Annotated in this window: 18 protein-coding genes; 12 read left to right on the top strand and 6 right to left on the bottom strand. The window is 39.2% G+C overall.

From position 1 onward, the window contains the following. The first annotated feature begins 29 nt into the window (after positions 1–29). The 6 genes from B9N65_RS01555 (at position 30) to B9N65_RS01585 (ending at position 5,043) form a co-directional block, all read left to right on the top strand. Entirely contained in the window at positions 30–914 is an 885-nt protein-coding gene (locus B9N65_RS01555; RefSeq protein WP_087582535.1) for a helix-turn-helix domain-containing protein, read from the top strand. Positions 915–969: 55 nt separating this feature from the next. After that, the gene (gene hemW / locus B9N65_RS01560; RefSeq protein ID WP_087582536.1) at positions 970–2,016 is read left to right on the top strand and encodes a radical SAM family heme chaperone HemW; all 1,047 of its coding nucleotides are present in this window, start codon (positions 970–972) and stop codon (positions 2,014–2,016) included. Between the two features lie 67 nt (positions 2,017–2,083). Beyond that, entirely contained in the window at positions 2,084–2,482 is a 399-nt protein-coding gene (gene tatB / locus B9N65_RS01570; RefSeq protein WP_012140063.1) for a Sec-independent protein translocase protein TatB, read from the top strand. Then, on the top strand, positions 2,482–3,237 hold the full coding sequence (tatC, locus tag B9N65_RS01575) for a twin-arginine translocase subunit TatC (protein WP_087582537.1): 756 nt from the start codon (positions 2,482–2,484) through the stop codon (positions 3,235–3,237). The genes tatB and tatC overlap by 1 nt, the downstream gene beginning before the upstream one ends. Next, positions 3,230–4,252 carry a tRNA preQ1(34) S-adenosylmethionine ribosyltransferase-isomerase QueA gene (gene queA, locus B9N65_RS01580; RefSeq protein WP_087582733.1) on the top strand — a complete coding sequence of 341 codons (1,023 nt, stop codon included), beginning with the start codon at positions 3,230–3,232 and terminating at the stop codon, positions 4,250–4,252. Before tatC ends, queA begins: the two co-directional genes overlap by 8 nt. Next, complete coding sequence (locus tag B9N65_RS01585) at positions 4,249–5,043, top strand: hypothetical protein (RefSeq protein ID WP_087582538.1); 795 nt, start codon at positions 4,249–4,251, stop codon at positions 5,041–5,043. Before queA ends, B9N65_RS01585 begins: the two co-directional genes overlap by 4 nt. Here B9N65_RS01585 and ruvX read toward each other — a convergent pair. Genes ruvX through ilvC form a run of 4 tightly spaced genes read right to left on the bottom strand, consistent with a single transcriptional unit; the run spans position 5,038 to position 8,647 of the window. Continuing rightward, positions 5,038–5,421, bottom strand: a complete 384-nt coding sequence (gene ruvX, locus B9N65_RS01590; protein WP_004317765.1) for a Holliday junction resolvase RuvX — start codon at positions 5,419–5,421, stop codon at positions 5,038–5,040. The genes B9N65_RS01585 and ruvX overlap by 6 nt on opposite strands. Continuing rightward, on the bottom strand, positions 5,418–6,188 hold the full coding sequence (gene dprA, locus B9N65_RS01595) for a DNA-processing protein DprA (RefSeq protein WP_087582539.1): 771 nt from the start codon (positions 6,186–6,188) through the stop codon (positions 5,418–5,420). Before dprA ends, ruvX begins: the two co-directional genes overlap by 4 nt. Further along, the gene (locus tag B9N65_RS01600) at positions 6,185–7,621 is read right to left on the bottom strand and encodes a divergent polysaccharide deacetylase family protein (protein ID WP_087582540.1); all 1,437 of its coding nucleotides are present in this window, start codon (positions 7,619–7,621) and stop codon (positions 6,185–6,187) included. The genes dprA and B9N65_RS01600 overlap by 4 nt, the downstream gene beginning before the upstream one ends. 3 nt (positions 7,622–7,624) lie before the next feature. Next, on the bottom strand, positions 7,625–8,647 hold the full coding sequence (gene ilvC / locus B9N65_RS01605; protein ID WP_087582541.1) for a ketol-acid reductoisomerase: 1,023 nt from the start codon (positions 8,645–8,647) through the stop codon (positions 7,625–7,627). A gap of 147 nt (positions 8,648–8,794) precedes the next feature. Here ilvC and B9N65_RS01610 point away from each other — a divergent pair, with 147 nt between their 5' ends. The 6 genes from B9N65_RS01610 (at position 8,795) to rpsR (ending at position 13,835) form a co-directional block, all read left to right on the top strand. Beyond that, positions 8,795–9,613 carry an HDOD domain-containing protein gene (locus tag B9N65_RS01610; protein WP_012140069.1) on the top strand — a complete coding sequence of 273 codons (819 nt, stop codon included), beginning with the start codon at positions 8,795–8,797 and terminating at the stop codon, positions 9,611–9,613. Further along, a complete protein-coding gene (locus B9N65_RS01615; protein ID WP_087582542.1) occupies positions 9,610–11,529 on the top strand; it encodes an RNB domain-containing ribonuclease in 1,920 nt (639 codons plus the stop codon). The genes B9N65_RS01610 and B9N65_RS01615 overlap by 4 nt, the downstream gene beginning before the upstream one ends. Next, positions 11,522–12,520, top strand: coding sequence for a DNA polymerase III subunit delta (gene holA, locus B9N65_RS01620; protein WP_087582543.1), 999 nt, complete (start codon positions 11,522–11,524; stop codon positions 12,518–12,520). Before B9N65_RS01615 ends, holA begins: the two co-directional genes overlap by 8 nt. Before the next feature lie 77 nt (positions 12,521–12,597). After that, positions 12,598–13,017: a 30S ribosomal protein S6 gene (rpsF, locus tag B9N65_RS01625; protein WP_087582544.1), complete on the top strand. Its 420-nt coding sequence runs from the start codon at positions 12,598–12,600 to the stop codon at positions 13,015–13,017. A gap of 13 nt (positions 13,018–13,030) precedes the next feature. Further along, complete coding sequence (locus B9N65_RS01630) at positions 13,031–13,558, top strand: single-stranded DNA-binding protein (RefSeq protein ID WP_087582545.1); 528 nt, start codon at positions 13,031–13,033, stop codon at positions 13,556–13,558. A gap of 16 nt (positions 13,559–13,574) precedes the next feature. Beyond that, positions 13,575–13,835, top strand: a complete 261-nt coding sequence (gene rpsR / locus B9N65_RS01635; RefSeq protein ID WP_087582546.1) for a 30S ribosomal protein S18 — start codon at positions 13,575–13,577, stop codon at positions 13,833–13,835. Positions 13,836–14,061: 226 nt separating this feature from the next. On the opposite strand, the gene mrdA is transcribed toward rpsR, so the two are convergent. Together mrdA and B9N65_RS01645 are read right to left on the bottom strand one after the other, a co-directional pair. Next, on the bottom strand, positions 14,062–15,885 hold the full coding sequence (gene mrdA / locus B9N65_RS01640) for a penicillin-binding protein 2 (RefSeq protein ID WP_087582547.1): 1,824 nt from the start codon (positions 15,883–15,885) through the stop codon (positions 14,062–14,064). Next, positions 15,882–16,373 carry a hypothetical protein gene (locus tag B9N65_RS01645; RefSeq protein ID WP_087582734.1) on the bottom strand — a complete coding sequence of 164 codons (492 nt, stop codon included), beginning with the start codon at positions 16,371–16,373 and terminating at the stop codon, positions 15,882–15,884. The genes mrdA and B9N65_RS01645 overlap by 4 nt, the downstream gene beginning before the upstream one ends.

The following is a 16,373-nucleotide window of genomic DNA, read 5'->3' on the forward strand; positions in this document are numbered from 1 at the left end:
GGGATTAAATTTAACGCTCAAGGGATAAAATGATAAATTTAGATAAAAGATATGGCATAAGTAAAATCTCACAAAGTAACAAGCGGATAAATGTAGAATTTTTCAAACAAAATAATGGCATCAGTTACCTAAAAAGCGAGATTTTATGCAACGAAATCATCAAAAGAGAGAGCCAGGGAGATAAAAAATATCTATTTTTGATGTTTAACGAAGCAAAAGATAATCTTTGCTTTAAACTTGATAAAAAAGAGTATCTTTTAAGCAGGGATGAGTTTTGCATAGGGCTGGTAAATGACAGCTTAAAAGGCGTTTTTGAATATCAAAATAAATTTTATAAAACTAAAACCTTGCTTTTTGAAGAGCACTATGCAAATAAGCTTGAAATTTTTAGTGAGCTAAAATTTGAAGAGAAATTTGATCTTATAAAATACAAAAAAGACAAGGCTCAAATTTGCGTTTTAAACGAGCTTGAGACGACAAATTTATATGATGGTATGATGAGAGAAATTTTTATAGAGTCAAAAATTTTAGAGCTTATCTACAAGAGCAAAGCTTTAAAAGATGAGAAAATTTATTTTAGCAGTGACGAAGAAAAAGTGCTTTTAAAGGCTAAGAAAATTTTGCTTACTCGCATGCAAAATCCCCCAAGCATTAAGGAGTTAGCCCATCTTTGCGGCACTAATGACTTTTGGCTTAAGAAAAATTTTAAACTCTTTTTCAAAGATACGATCTATCAGCTTTTAGCAAAAGAGCGGCTAAAGCTTGCATTTGCCCTTTTAAAGCAAAATGATATCAGTATAAAAGAGGCCGCTAGCATCGTTGGCTACACAAATGCAGCACATTTTGCAAAAATTTTTAAAGGCACTTTTGGCTTTTTACCAAGCGAGCTAATAAGGCAAAAAAGCTACTTTTAAACTGCGCTAAATGCCAAATTTCTTATAATCGCCAAAATTTAAAAAAGAGAGAAATTTGCAAGTTTATATCCACGTGCCATTTTGCGAGAGCAAGTGTCCTTACTGCGCCTTTGGCTCAAGCGATGACGAATTTAGCAAGGTTAGCGCCTATTTTAAAGCGCTTTGCCTTGATCTAAATTTCCAGCTAAAAAGCCAAAATGTAAAAGAAATTTCTACTATCTTTTTTGGCGGCGGCACACCAAGTGCGGTAAATGCTAAGCTTTATGATGAGATTTTTAGCATTTTAGCTCCACTTTGCACGCCAGAAACTGAGATAACGCTTGAAGCAAATCCAAATTCAGCAAATTTAGCCTGGCTAAAGCATGTAAAAAATTTAGGCGCAAACCGCATCAGCTTTGGCGCTCAAAGCTTTTTTGAAGATAAGCTTAAATTTCTAGGACGCATCCACAGCAGGGAGCAAATTTTTAAAGCGGTTGAAAATGCCCATGTAGCTGGCTTTAAGAGCATAAATTTAGACCTCATCTATGACACTAAATTTGATACCAAAAAGCGCCTTTTAGCTGAGGTTGAAAGCTTAAAAAGCCTTGCTATCACGCATCTAAGCGCCTACTCGCTCACGCTTGAAGAAAACACCCCATTTGCTGGCAAAAAAAGCTATAAAAAGGATAGCGACACTTTGGCTAAATTTATGATAGAGCAGATCCAGGGGGCTGACTTTAGGCAGTATGAAATTTCAAATTTTGGAGAAATTTGTAGGCACAATCTTGGCTACTGGCAAGGCAAAAACTACCTTGGTGTGGGCGCTTTTAGCGTGGGCTTTGTGGATGGCACTAGATACTACGCTAAAAGTAGCATAGACGCCTACATCGCTCAGCCAACGCATAGAGCAAGAGAAATTTTAAGCCAAAGCGAGCTAGCAAGAGAGCATATATTTTTAGGGCTTAGAAGCATCGTGGGTGTGGAGGCTGGGCGCTTAAGCGAGGCTCAGAAAAAAAGGGCAAATTTACTTGTAGAAAATGAAAAACTGCTCTTTAAAGAGGGCAAATTTTACAACCCAAATTTCTTACTAAGCGACGAGATCGCACTCTTTATCGAGGGCTAAATTTATAAAAATTTGAGCAAAGTCAAGATAAAATACAAAGCTTAAATAAAATTTAACAGAGGCAAAAATGTTTGGAATGAGTTTTTCTGAGATTTTGGTCATCGCCGTGATCGCTGTGCTAGTTTTGGGCCCTGACAAGCTGCCAAGCGCTATGGTGCAGATCGCTAAATTTCTAAAGATGTTTAAAAAAGGCATAAATGACGCAAAATCAACATTTGATCAAGAGATGAAGATAGCCGAGCTCAAAGAAGACGCTCAAAAATACAAAGAGAGCATAACTCAAAGTGCGCAAAGCGTGCGTAAAAAGCTCACATTTGAAGAGCTTGACGAGATCAAAAAAAGCGCAAGCGACGTCACTGAGAGCATACAAAATGTCGTAAGTGACACGAAAAAAACGGTAGAAAATATACAAAATCCAACAAATTTAGTTAAAGATGCGATCTTAAACGATAAAAAAGAGGCGTAATGTTTGAAGAGCTAAGACCCCATTTGATCGAACTTAGAAAGAGGCTTTTTATAAGCATAGTAAGCGTTTTTGTCTGTTTTGGCATCTGTTTTACATTTTGGAATCCACTGCTTGCATGGATGAGCGAGCCGCTAAAGCAGGTCTTGCCAGCTGGCTCAAACATCATCTTTACACAAATTCAAGAGCCATTTTTCACTGCGATGAAGGTCGCCTTTTTTGCTGGTTTGGTGCTTGCTTTGCCTATCATTTTTTGGCAGTTTTGGCTATTTGTCGCACCTGGACTTTATGATAATGAAAAAAAATATGTGATCCCATTTGTCCTCTCTGCTTCATTTATGTTTGCGTGCGGGGCGGCGTTTTGCTACTATGTGGTCATCCCGCTTGGCTTTACATTTTTGGTAAATTTTGGCGGTCAGCTCTTTACGGCACTGCCAAGCATCGGCGAGTACGTGGGCTTTTTTACAAAGCTACTAATCGGCTTTGGAATTTCATTTGAGCTGCCAGTCATTACATTTTTCTTAGCAAAGATAGGCCTTGTCGATGACAAGATGTTAAAAGACTACTTCAGATACGCAGTAGTCGTCATCTTCATCTTCGCAGCCATCGTGACACCTCCAGATGTTATAAGCCAAATTTTAATGGCACTGCCACTCATCGGACTTTATGGAATCTCTATCATCGTAGCCAAAAGAGCTGGCAAAAGCGAAGACGATGAACAAGATAGCGACACAAACAGCGACGCAGGCGATGAGTGATATAAACGATATCTCAAGCTATGATTATTTTTTGCCTAGTGAGCTCATCGCAAAAGAGCCGGTTTTGCCCAAAGAAGAGGCAAGACTGCTTGTTTATCTTAAAAAAACAAAAGAGATAAAACACTATAAATTTAAAGATCTAGCCAGCCTCATCCCAGAGGACGCGGCGGTCATTTTTAACAACACAAAGGTGGTTAAGGCCCGCATTTTAGGACATAAGCAAAGTGGCGGAGCCTGCGAAGTGATGCTAAATCAACCGCTTGGTGATAATAAATTTAGTGTCTATATAAGAGGCAGAGTAAGTGTCGGTAGCGTTTTAAATTTCGCTGATGATATAAAGGTAAATGTGCTTGATCTAAATGATGATGGCTCAAGGGTGGTAAATTTTACCAAAAATGGCGTTATTTTAGATACGGCGCGACTTTTTAGCGAGCTAGAAAAGATCGGCCACGTCCCGCTTCCGCCATATATCAAAAGGGCTGATACAAAAGACGATGAGAGCTGGTATCAAAGCATATTTGCCAAAAATAGCGGCGCAGTCGCAGCTCCGACAGCTAGTCTGCACTTTAGCGAGCAGATGTTAGAGAAAATAAAGGCAAAGCACGATATCGCTTATATCACGCTTCACGTGGGCGCTGGGACATTTAAGGGCGTGGAGTGCCAAAATATAAATGACCACAAGATGCACTCTGAATTTTACGAGCTAAGCGAAAAAGCTCAAGAGATCATAAGCTCAAATAAGCCCATCCTTGGCGTTGGCACGACTGTGACTAGATGCGTTGAAGAGTTTGCTAGAAGCAAGCAGCCAAGCGGCTTTTGCAAGCTATTTTTAAATCTAAACAATAGACCTATCAGACAAAACTACCTTTTAACAAATTTTCACCTACCAAAATCAACGCTGATCATGCTAGTTACTAGCTTCATAGGGCTTAAAGAGACGATGAGGATTTACGAAACGGCGGTTAGTGAAAAGTATAGATTTTACTCTTATGGCGATGGGATGCTTGTGATATGAAAAATGTCGATTTTGTCGCGCAAATGGAGCTTTTTTTAGAGGCACTTTTTAAGGACGCAACCACTAGAGATAACGCCATCGTCTTTAACTACAACCCAAACTATCCACGCTATCTAAGCTTTGAAGCACACAAGCTAATAGGCGCGATCAAAAATTTAAGCAAATTTTACCTAAATAGCGTTAGCAACTCAAAATTGCTCATATCCTTTACTCTAGTAAGCTATAGCCTAAGTTTGGTGCATTTTGACATACATATAAGATGTACTTCATGCCCGCAAAAGCCAAATGAGAAGCTAGTAAAAGAAGCTGGCGAGCTATTAAAAGAGCTAAATGCCAAGATGAGCAAAGCAGAGGACGGCTTTAATATAAGCATAAGCGTACCACTACCAAAAAGTGGGACATTTAAAAGGCAAAGCGTCGAGATAGCAAGCCTTCTAGGCAAAAATGCGATAATAGCTTGCGATGATGAAAATTTATTTTTAACGCTAAGTCATGAGCTAAGCTTTACTGGGCTGAAGCTAAGCAAGCAAAAGAGCTTTGAGAGTTTAAATTTACACATAAAAGATGCCATTTTTAAGCCAGACATCATCTTCGTACAAAAGGAGTATCTAAGCGATAAAACAAGGCTTGACGAGATGCTAACTTATCAAAAACTTAAGAATTTCTACATCGTCATCATCAGCAAGGATGAAGCCAAAAGCATCAAAAGCGAGAAGATGACTACGCTTAGACAGCCATTTACTAGCGATAGTTTGCATGAAACTTTGGGGGTGGTGGCTAGAAATTTATAAAATTTTTAGATATCTCTTTAAGATAATGGTGGCTGAGACGCTATCAAGCCTACCATCTCGCTTTGTATTTGTGTAAATTTCACTTGCCTCGCTGCTGCTAAATGCCTCGTCTTGATAGACGATATTAGCCTGCACATCAAGAAGCGAGACAAAGTGCTCTATGCGCCTTCTCATCTCATCTTCGCTACTGCCACCGATCGGAACGCCCACTACTAGCGTATTTGGAGCGTATTCATTTACTTTTTGACTCACATCTCTTGCGGCTTGATTTCTATTTTTTCTAAGCACTGGCTCAAGTGGCGTCACGACCTCGCCAAAGCCAAAAGCAAGCCCTATGCGCTTTAGTCCAACATCAATTGCCATAAATTTCTCTCTCATAGCGCGCTTTTTACTCTTAAATTTGAAATTTCAACTAGCCCATCAAGCTCGTACTCGTAGATGATCTCGCCAAATTTAGCCAATGCTTCATCAAGGCTAACTCCGTTTTTGCAAAATTTCAAGATCTCATCATCAGCTTTTTCTTGCTCTTTTACCTCACCAAAAAGCGAAGCAAATTTAACGTAATCATCGATAAGCTCGGCCTTTTTGCTAGCTAGCAAGGCATTTGTCCCATTGCTCTCATTTATGCGCTGCGGCAGGACAAAGAGAGGGATTTTAAGCTCATTTGCAAGCCTTGCACTTTGCATAGAGCCGCTTCTTAGATCAGCCTGAGCGACAACTAGAGCTTGCGCAAGCCCCACAACTATGCGGTTTCGCTCTAAAAACCTATAAGCGATCGGTGGCTCGCCCTCGTCATACTCGCTTAGAGCCAAACCTTTTTCATAAATTTCTTTTATCGACGCCATATTTTGAGCTGGATAGATGATATCAAGTCCATTTGCAAAAACACCGATAGTTCGTGGCATGGCGGCCTTATGAGCTGTGATATCCACACCGATAGCCCCACCACTCACCACGCAGACATTTGCATTTTTTAGCGCTGCACAAAGTGCTGTGACACACTCTTTTGTATAGACACTTGCCTTTCTTGAGCCAACGACTGCTACTTTTGGCATGCTAAGAAGCGAAGTGTCGCCTATGAAATTTAGCTTTTTTGGGGGATTTTTTAGCCTATTTAGCGCCTCTGGGATGATTTCAAGCTTCATAAAATATCTTTTAGATAAACAACTTCTACATCTTTTAAGATGTTGTTTTTACTAGCTTTTATCACTGCGATCGTATTTTTCTTTGGATGTCCGATGGCGATCGCGTAACCTCTTTTTTTGGCTAAATTTACAGCAGCCACAAGCTCACGTCTGACAGCTGCAGCAGATGGATCATCATCTAAAAATATATCTCTTGAAATGTAAGGCTGATTATACTTTTTCGCAGCCCTTGCCACCGCAGTTTGAGCGATAGTTTTGCTATCAACGAAGATAAAACCCTGCTCTATCAGTGCTTTATAAGCCTTGTCCATCGCGTCATAATCACTGGTAAATCGTGATCCAGTGTGATTGTTTGTATATTTTGCACGCGGGAAGTCTTTGCGTATCTTTTTTATCTTCTCAAGCATACTCTCAAAGCTCTCATTTACTGTGAGCGTGCCTATCTCTGGACTATCAAAGTGCTTTGCTTGCATCGGCAGATGTATCATATAAAACTCAAACGACCTAGCGATGTTTGGCGTATCTGGATGGGTTTTTGTCGCTGGGAAAATGGACGGCGTTATCTTTAGACCGATTGATTTTACCATGCTAGCGTGCTCAAATGTCGCCACATCATCGATTATTAGCACTAGCTTAGCACGCCCTTTTACACTGCTATTTGGAGTAAATGGCACAACTGCAAAGTCATCTTTTTTCGCGCTCTCTTTTTGCGGTTTTTCGCTATAAATTTGCTTCTTATCTTTTTTGCTAGGCTCAACCTCACTTTTTTTAGTAGGCTCTGGTTTTAAAATTTCACTATGCTTTAAATTTTCTTTTACGCTTAAATTTGCTTCAGCGCTTTTGTTTTGCTCTGTTTTTGTCTCTGTTTTGCCTGCATAAAATGGCTCTATTACTTGCTCAACCTTTAATTCTGGCTTTTCTTCACTCTTTGTTTCAGAGCTTGCATCTACGCTACTTTGCATATTTTTATATAAATTTGCAAGTAGATTTTTCGTATCGTTTTGCTCTTTTTTTGGCTCTTCTTTTTTAGTTTCTACTTTTACTTCAGTTTTTATCTCAGGAGTTATCTTTTTTTGCTCTTTTGGCTCAGTTTTTGGCTTTAGAGCAAGTTCGCTTTTATGTTTAGGGTCGGTAAAAATTTTACTTAAATTTTCATCTTCATCAAATTTTAGAGGATATTTTCTCTTCTCATACTCTTGTTTTTTATCTTTGCTAGCGACTTTTTGCTCAGCTTTTTTTGAAATTTGCTTCTCGCTTTTTGGCTCATTTACTTTGCTTATCTGCTCAACATCTTTGTTTTTGATGCTAAGAGCTGCGATGAGTGCTACTATCAAAATAGCAGCGATGACGCCGATACCAAAGAAAATTTTATTATGAGAGCGACCTGCACTCTTTTTTGCAGGACGCTTCTTTGTAGTCTTTTTTTCGCTCAAGGCTTAGTTTTTGCTTTGATCTATAAGTTTGCCGTTAGTTATCCAAGGCATCATTGCGCGAAGTTTTTTGCCAGTTTTATTTAGCAAGCTTCTCTCAGCTATACCGCGCTCAGCGTTCATTCTAACATATCCTGCTTTTCTCTCTAGGATGAAGTCTTTTGCAAATTTACCATTTTGAATTTCTCTTAAAACTTCTTTCATAGCCTTTCTACTCTCTTCGCCAACTACCCTTATGCCACTTACGTAGTCGCCGTATTCAGCTGTGTTTGAGATAGAGTAGCGCATATCAGCCATGCCGCCTTGATACATTAGATCAACGATCAGTTTTAGCTCGTGCAAGCACTCAAAATACGCCATCTCAGGCTCATATCCAGCCTCTACAAGCGTATCAAATCCAGCATTTACAAGTGCGCAAAGACCACCGCAAAGCACAGCTTGCTCTCCAAATAAATCTGTTTCAGTTTCATCTTTAAATGTTGTCTCAATGATGCCAGTTCTACCGCCGCCTATACCGCAAGCATAGCTTAGAGCGATCTCTTTAGCCTTTCCACTTGCATTTTGCTCAACAGCGATAAGATCAGGTATGCCGCCACCTCTTAAAAATTCACTTCTAACTGTGTGTCCTGGAGCTTTTGGAGCGATCATGATGACATCTATGTTTGCTGGAGCTTTGATCTGTCCAAAATGAACATTAAAACCATGTCCAAATGCGATAGCAGCGTGATCTTTTAAATTTGGCTCGATCTCATTTTTATAAATTTCAGCTTGAAGCTCATCTGGCGTTAGGATCATAACTACATCAGCGCCTTTTGTAGCTTCGCTTACAGTTTTTACTTCAAAGCCCTTAGCCTCAGCTTTTGCCCAGCTTTTGCCACCTTTTGCAAGACCGATTACGACACTTACGCCATTGTCTCTTAAATTTTCAGCGTGTGCGTGACCTTGTGAGCCAAAGCCGATGATTGCTACTTTTCTACTTTGAATAAGGCTTAAATCGCAGTCTTTATCATAATAAACATTTATAGCCATTGTTTCTCCTGTTGTTAAAATTTGGCAAAATTATACATTTTAGCAACAAAAACGTTGCTGAAAAAGAGCAAAAAAGTATCTTTAAGTTTTATGCTGCAGCTTTTTGCTATAATGTGACAAAATTTTTAACCAAAAGAGTCACTTTACATGAATGAATCAATTTTTAAAAAAATCAAAGCGCTTCCGCCACTAGACGACACTGTCATACAGATCCAGCGCCTACATGCTGACGAAAATAGCTCGATAAATGACCTCACAAAAGTGGTCGAAAAAGACCCTATGCTAACAGCAAATATCTTGCGTTCAGCAAACTCGCCACTTTACGGATTTTCTCAAGAGATCACAACTATCGCAAGAGCCATTTCGCTTTTTGGCATGGCTACTATCCGCGGTTTTGCGCTATCAAGTGCCATTAAAAAGACCTTTTCTATAAATTTAGAGCCATATGACATTACCGCACAAGATTTTTTAAATATCTCAATCATGCAAAATGCTTTGATGTATCACTGGTACTCAAAGATAAAACCTAAAAATCTAGAAATTCTCTCTCCTGCTTCATTTATGCTTGAGGTTGGCAAGATCGTTTTAGCTCATGAGCTCACAGAAAATAACCAAGTCGCTGAGTTTAAAACAAAGTTAAAACAAATTTCATCTACCTATGATCTTGCGCTTTTAGAGTCTGAAATTTTAGACATCACAAACGAAGAGGTCACAGCTAAAATTTTTGAGCAGTGGAATTTAGAGATCGAGCTTGGAAATTCTATCCTCTACTCAAACACTCCTGAAGAGGCACCTGATCATATAAAAGAGTACGCAAGAGCGTTAAAAGTAGTAAAAACAGCGGTTAATATCTTTAACCAGCTTGATGATGTGAGCGTAAATAACGCAACACTTCTTATAAACGAATATGGCTTTGAGAGAGATACATTTTTAATGGCTGTTAGCAAAGTCAAAGACAATTTGTGAAAGAATTTTTAACATCACTACTCGTTGGCATCAAAGAAAAAGAGATATCAAACGAAGATAAAGAGGTCTTACGTAATCTCCTAAACCTTGGTGCCGTAAGCTCTCATAAAGATAAATTTTACCTAAACAACGGCTATGTCTGCGGCAAGCTAGACATCAGCCAAAATGCAACTGGCTTTATCATGCCATTTGACAAGCGCTTCAAGCAAGATATCATCGTCGAAAATAAAAATTTAAACAACTCTCACCTTGGCGATATCGTGCTAGCAAAGCTTTTGCCACTTAAGAAAAAACGCCAAAGTGCTAAAATAGTGATGAGCCTAAAGCTTGCAAATGAGACAAGCGTAGTCTATACAAAACGCTTTGGGGCAGCCATTTTAGGGGTAAATTTAAAAACTGGGCTAAGCACAACCCTAAAAGCAACTCAAAAAAGTCTAAAGATGCTCCCGCTTGGGACGCTACTAAAGATAAATAACCTAAACAACGAAATAGTCGAGGTTTTGGGAAATTTAGAAGATCCGCTAAGCGATGAGAAAATTTCGCTTGCTATTTATAATAAAAATGATAAATTTAGCGAGGCTTGTGAGCTTGAAGCAAAAGCATTTGGCGACGAAGTCGATGCTAGCATGTATCCAAGCAGGGTTGATCTAAGAAATTTAGAGTTTTGCACGATCGATCCAGTCGATGCCAAAGACTTTGACGATGCCATATATTTTGATGAGAAAAAGCGCGAAATTTACGTTGCAATTGCCGATGTAAGCGAGTATGTGACCGCGTATAGTGCCATTGATAGCGAGGCTAAAAAAAGAGGCTTTTCTATCTACTTTCCGCACATCTCAGTGCCGATGTTGCCGCGCGCGCTTAGTGAAAATATCTGCTCGCTAAAGCCAAATGTGCCGCGCCTTGCATTTTGTTTTAAAATTTCACTTGATGCAAACAACGAAGTAAAAAAAGAGGAGCTTTTTGAAGCAATCATCCTTTCAAAAAGGAGATTTAACTACGATGAGATCGATGAAATTTTAGAAGGCAAAAGAGAGTGTGAAATTTCATGGATCAAGCCACTTTTTAAACTCACCACAAAGCTTCGCAAAAAAAGGCTTTTGCACGCGTTTGACTTCAGGACAAAAGAGCTTAGAATGAGCCTTGATGAAGAGGGTCAAATTTCGCAAACTAGGTTTGAAAGCGACTCCGACTCGCACAGACTTGTTGAGGACTGCATGCTTTTAGCAAACAAAGCCGCTGCAAAACTCATCACAAAAGGCGTTTTTAGAAACCACGCATCGCCTGATTTTAAAAAGATAGATGCCTTGCTTGAGGACTTGCAGCTTTTGGGACTTGACTTTACCTACGAGAGCGACCTTGCAAATTTGATAAGAAAGATCCAAGCAAAGGCCGATGAAATGGGCAACCGCGAAGAGATAGACAAGCTCATCATCAAGTCTCAAAAAAAGGCTGAATACTCAAGTGAAAATTTAGGCCACTTTGGGCTTGGATTTGATAGATACACGCACTTTACAAGCCCTATTAGACGCTATTCTGACCTTATTTTGCACAGACTTTTAAAGGCTAAAATTTCAAAAGATGAGAAGCTTTACAACTTCTTGCTTTTAAACATCCAAAGCACATGTGCAACCTTAAGCGAGCTTGAAAGAGAAGCCGACAAGGTAGCCTACGACTTTATGGATAGGAAATTCGCACGCTGGGCAGCTGCAAATATCGGCAAAGAGGTGCGTTGCTACGTGAGCGAAAACCAAAATGTTTTGGTTGCTAAGCTTGATGATCATTTTGTTGGCGCTAGGATATTCATCACTGGATATAGCGCAAATTTACTTCAAAAGCTTGTCGTAAAGATCACAGAGGTCGACATCGCGAGCGCTAAAATTTTTGCAAAAGTGGTAAGAAAGATCGATGTATAGAAAAGATTTGGAGCTAAATTTAGCAAATGCAAATTTAAGCAACTACTTCTTGCTTTTTGGGGCGGACGAGTTTCAGATCGAGCTCTTTGGCAAGGAAATTTTAAGCTTTTATGCAAGCGAAGATGCAAATTTATTAAGCCTTTATTTTGACGAGTATGACTACGCGCAAGCAAGCTCTCACCTAAGCGAGCAGTCGCTTTTTGGCGGCAAAAATATCCTCTATGTAAAAAGCGACAAAAAGATCCCGGCAAAAGAGCTAAAAGAGCTCATCTCGCTTTGCTCAAAGAGCCAGGATAACTACTTTTTATTTGAGTTTTATGAGGCCGATATGAAGCTAGTTTTTGATACGCAAAAGGCTTTTGGGGCAAATTTTGCGAGATTTTTCAAGCCCTCAACTCCAGATGAGGCGATAAATTTACTAGCCAAAAACTCGGCCAAAATAGGCCTAAACATAACCAAAAATGCACTTTATGAACTTTATTTTACTCATAATGAAAATTTATACCTTGCAGCAAGTGAGCTAACGAAGCTAAAGAGCCTAAACACCCATATCGAACAAGATGATGTAAAAAGGCTGGTTTTTGGGCTTGGCGGGATAAATTTTGATGATTTTTTCAATAAATTTATGGCTCTAAAAGATATAAAAAACGACTTTTTTACCTACTTAGAAGATCCAAATTTTAATGAAATTTTACTTCTAAACTCACTTTACAAAGCATTTTTTAGGCTGTTTAAAATTTACTCTTACATCAAGATAAATGGCCGCTTAAATTTAGACGAAGCGATCGGCTATCAACCACCAGTAAATGTGGCAAATTTACTAAAAGCAAATAGCTTAAAGCTAAGTTTAAATGCCTATTTAGAGATATTTAAAACGCTAAATTTAGCAGAGCTAGAGCTAAAAACAAATACAAAAATGGATAAAGAAATTTTCGTTTTATCAACCATTTTAAATCTGCAGCATCTCATATCAACAGCAAATATTAAGTAAATTTAAGCTAAAATCCACCCTTGCTTAATGCAAAATCCTTGCTCACAAAGTGAGCTAAATATCCATAAGGAGAAAAAATGAAACATTATGAGCTTTTATTTATTCTTAAGCCGACATTGACGGAAGAGGAAGTTAAAGCTAAGGTTGATTTCGTAAAAGAAGTCATAACAAAAAACGGCGGCGAGATCGCTACTGTCGTTGAGATGGGCACTAGAAAACTAGCTTATGCCATCAAAAAATATGAGCGTGGAACATATTTTGTTATCTATTACAAAGCTCCACCAGCACTTCTTGCAGAGCTTACAAGAAACGTAAGGATCACAGAAGATATCATAAGATTTTTAAGCGTTAAATATGAAAACAAACGCGAGATCGCAGCTTGGGAAAGACTTTGCAAAGGTATCAAGCAAACTATTAAAAAAGAACCTCGCGAGCCAAGAGCACCACGCGAGCCAAGAGCTGAAAAAGTAGACGAGCAAACATTTACAGAAGAATAATCAAGGATAAAAAATGTTCAATAAAGTAGTATTAGTTGGAAATTTAACCAGAGATATAGAGCTTAGATATACTACTAGCGGCGTTGCCATAGGAAATTCTAGTATAGCTGTGACACGCAAAATCACCTCAAATGGGGAAAGAAGAGATGAGACTTGCTTTATTGATATATCATTTTTTGGCAAGAGTGCAGAGATAGCAAACCAATATCTCAACAAGGGATCAAAGCTGCTTATCGAAGGAAGACTTAAATTTGACCAATGGACCGACAATAACGGACAAAATCGCTCAAAACACTCTATCGCCGTTGAGAGCATGGAAATGCTTGGCTCAAATAACCAAACGCAACAAGGCGGATACTCTATGAATAGCCAAAATAGCGGTGGCTACGGACAGCAAGGCGGATATCAAAATAACCAATATAACCGCCCGCAAGAGACTAGACCACAAGCTGCGCCGCAAAGAAAGCAAGAGAGTTATTCAGAAGTTCCTGATATAGACGTTGATGCTGATAGTTTCAACAATGAAGAAATACCGTTTTAATTTTAAAGGATAAAAAATGGCAGAAAAAAGAAAATATTCACGCAAATATTGCAAATTTACAGAAGCAAAAATTGATTTTATAGACTACAAAGACACTTCGCTTTTGAAGTATTGCTTGTCAGAGAGATTTAAAATCATGCCAAGACGCCTAACTGGCACATCAAAAAGATACCAAGAGATGGTAGAAAAAGCGATCAAGAGAGCTCGCCACGCAGCTATCATACCTTACATAGTTGATCGCAAAGACGTAGCTTCAAATCCTTTTGAAGGTCTATAATCCATAAATTTTAGCCCTATTTTGGGGCTAAAATTTCAAAAACTATTTTTAATCACTTCATTACAAATTTAAATATTCATTTTAATTAATATCAAAATTAAGAATATATGTCACCCATAAGGTAACTAATTATTAATTATATTTTTTATCTTTCAAGAACTATTTCACGTTTTGCGAGCAAACAAATACACACAGACATATTTAATAATTTTTTTAGAGATAAAATTTATTGTTTTTTATCTTTATCAGTCTGAACTTTATCTAGTTTTATATATCCCATTTCAACTAACTTGTTATAAATTTGAGAGATTTTTGGTCCAGCAGCGCTACCGCCGTGACCGCCGTGTTCGACAACCATAGTTATAACGTATTGTGGATCCTCAAAAGGCGCATAGGTCGTCATCCACGCGTGAGATCTTTGCAGATATGCCATATCTTCTTCTTTCATACGCTTCTTTTCAGTTTGCGAGATACCAACGACCTGAGCTGTTCCAGTCTTTGCCGCAACCTTTACAAGGCTTCCCACAAAGTGTCTATTTGCCGTACCTCTTGGATGATTTGCCACCTCATACATCGCATGCCTAATGGCAGGTAGCTGCGACTTTTCAAACGGCGTAAAAGCATCATCTGTTGGCGTAAAATCAACATCTTTGCCATCGATGCTCTTTAAAAAATGTGGCGTCACATTTAGCCCAGTTGCAAGGCCTGCTGTGTATTTAGCCACCTGCATAGGCGTGACTAGAAAATTTCCCTGTCCGATAGAGGTGATGAGCGTCTCGCCTTGAAACCACGCCTTGCCATACTTCCTCATCTTCCACTCTCTGCTTGGCAAGGTCCCCACAAATTCATTTGGCAAATCAACCTCTGTTTTTCTACCAAAGCCCATGCGCTCAAGTATCGGCACAATGGCGTCTATGCCGATCTTTTGACTACCCTTGTAAAAATAGTCATCGCAGCTCTCTCTAATAGCTGTGTTCATATTGACCGTGCCGTGACCATGTGAGTTCCAGCAGCGAAATTTACGCCCTCCAAGCTCATACGAGCCACTACAAAAAAAGCTATCATATTTGCTCATGCCATTATCTAAAAAGGCAAGCGCCATGCCCATTTTTACGACAGATCCTGGTGGATAGAGGCCGTTTATCAGCTTGTTTGTAAATGGGTGATCGACGTTTTTTACAAGTTCTTCCCACTCAGCCTGAGAAATTCCAAGCACAAAAGGATTTAGATCATACTCAGGAAAGCTTCCTGCTGCGATGATAGCGCCATCTTTTAAACTCATAACTATGACGCTTCCTGCATCCTTACCAAAGACGTCAGCGACGAACTGCTGCAGCTCAAGATCGACGGCGAGCTTTATGTTTTGACTTTGTGGCGCTTGATAGCTCACCTGCTCGATCTCCTCATTTAGTGCATTTACTTTGATCTTTTTAAAGCCTTGAATTCCTTGCAAGATCGGGTTATAAAAGCGCTCTACTCCACTTCTGCCAATATAGTTTGTAAGCTTTGTCAAGGGGTCATTTTCCATATCTTTTTGGTTTGCCCTGCCGACATAGCCGATGATGTGAGAAGCTAGGTCATTGTATGGATAGTGGCGCTTTGAAGCGGGTCTTATCTCTAAATTTTCACGCAGAGAAAGGGGCGCAAAAAATGGCAAAAATTTATCATAATCAACAAATTCGACCACGTTTATAAAGTCTTGGTTGTAAGCTGAGTCGTTTTTGATATATTCATTTTTAAGCTTGGTGACGTTTAGATCGCCAAAAAGCGAGCCGATATAGGCTAGCTCATCGTCTAAAATTTTCACCTTTTTGTTTGCGCTAAGGTGCGGCTTTACATAGATAGAAAAGCCGAGGCGATTGACCGCCATAGGCTTGTCGTGCGCATCAAAGATGATGCCTCTAACTGGCGGGATGTAGATAGTTTTTATCGCATTTTGCTCGGCGATCTCGTTGTAATAAGTGTTTGAATTTACACTTAGGTGGTAAATCCGCCCCAAAAGCATGATCCAAAAAAGAGCGATCACGCCAAAAACGATACGCATCCTCATAGTACTTTGTCCCTAAAAAGCACGATAGCAAGCACACTTTCAAGCGCTATGAAAAATAGATACTCTGCACTAAAAGTCAAATTTGGCTCGTTTAAGACGTAGGCAAAAAGGTTATTTACAAGAAAGGTTAGCACATAGCCAGAGGCGATAAAGATTACAAGCAGGCAGTTTCGCCACTTCATCGTCGTATAGAGCCAGTCTAGCACGAAGTTGTAAAATAGCAAAAATGCAATGATAGTTGAAAAGAGATAAAAGCCATGAATTTGCTCAGCAAAGACCAGAAAAACGAGTGAAAAATACCACGAGAGCTTAAACTCATCATACTGCTTTTGCTTTCTTGAATACTCCAAAATCATATATGTAAAAAAGATGCCAATAAGTGGCGGCAAGAAGCCAAACTGCGTAGTTGCGATCTCGTAAGAGAGCAAAAAAATGACCCACCAAAAGCCTTTAAAAATTTTAATGTCTAAGCTGCTTATGGTTTGCAT

It is taken from the genome of Campylobacter concisus, assembly GCF_002165815.1.
GTDB classification, from domain to species: Bacteria; Campylobacterota; Campylobacteria; order Campylobacterales; family Campylobacteraceae; genus Campylobacter_A; species Campylobacter_A concisus_BH.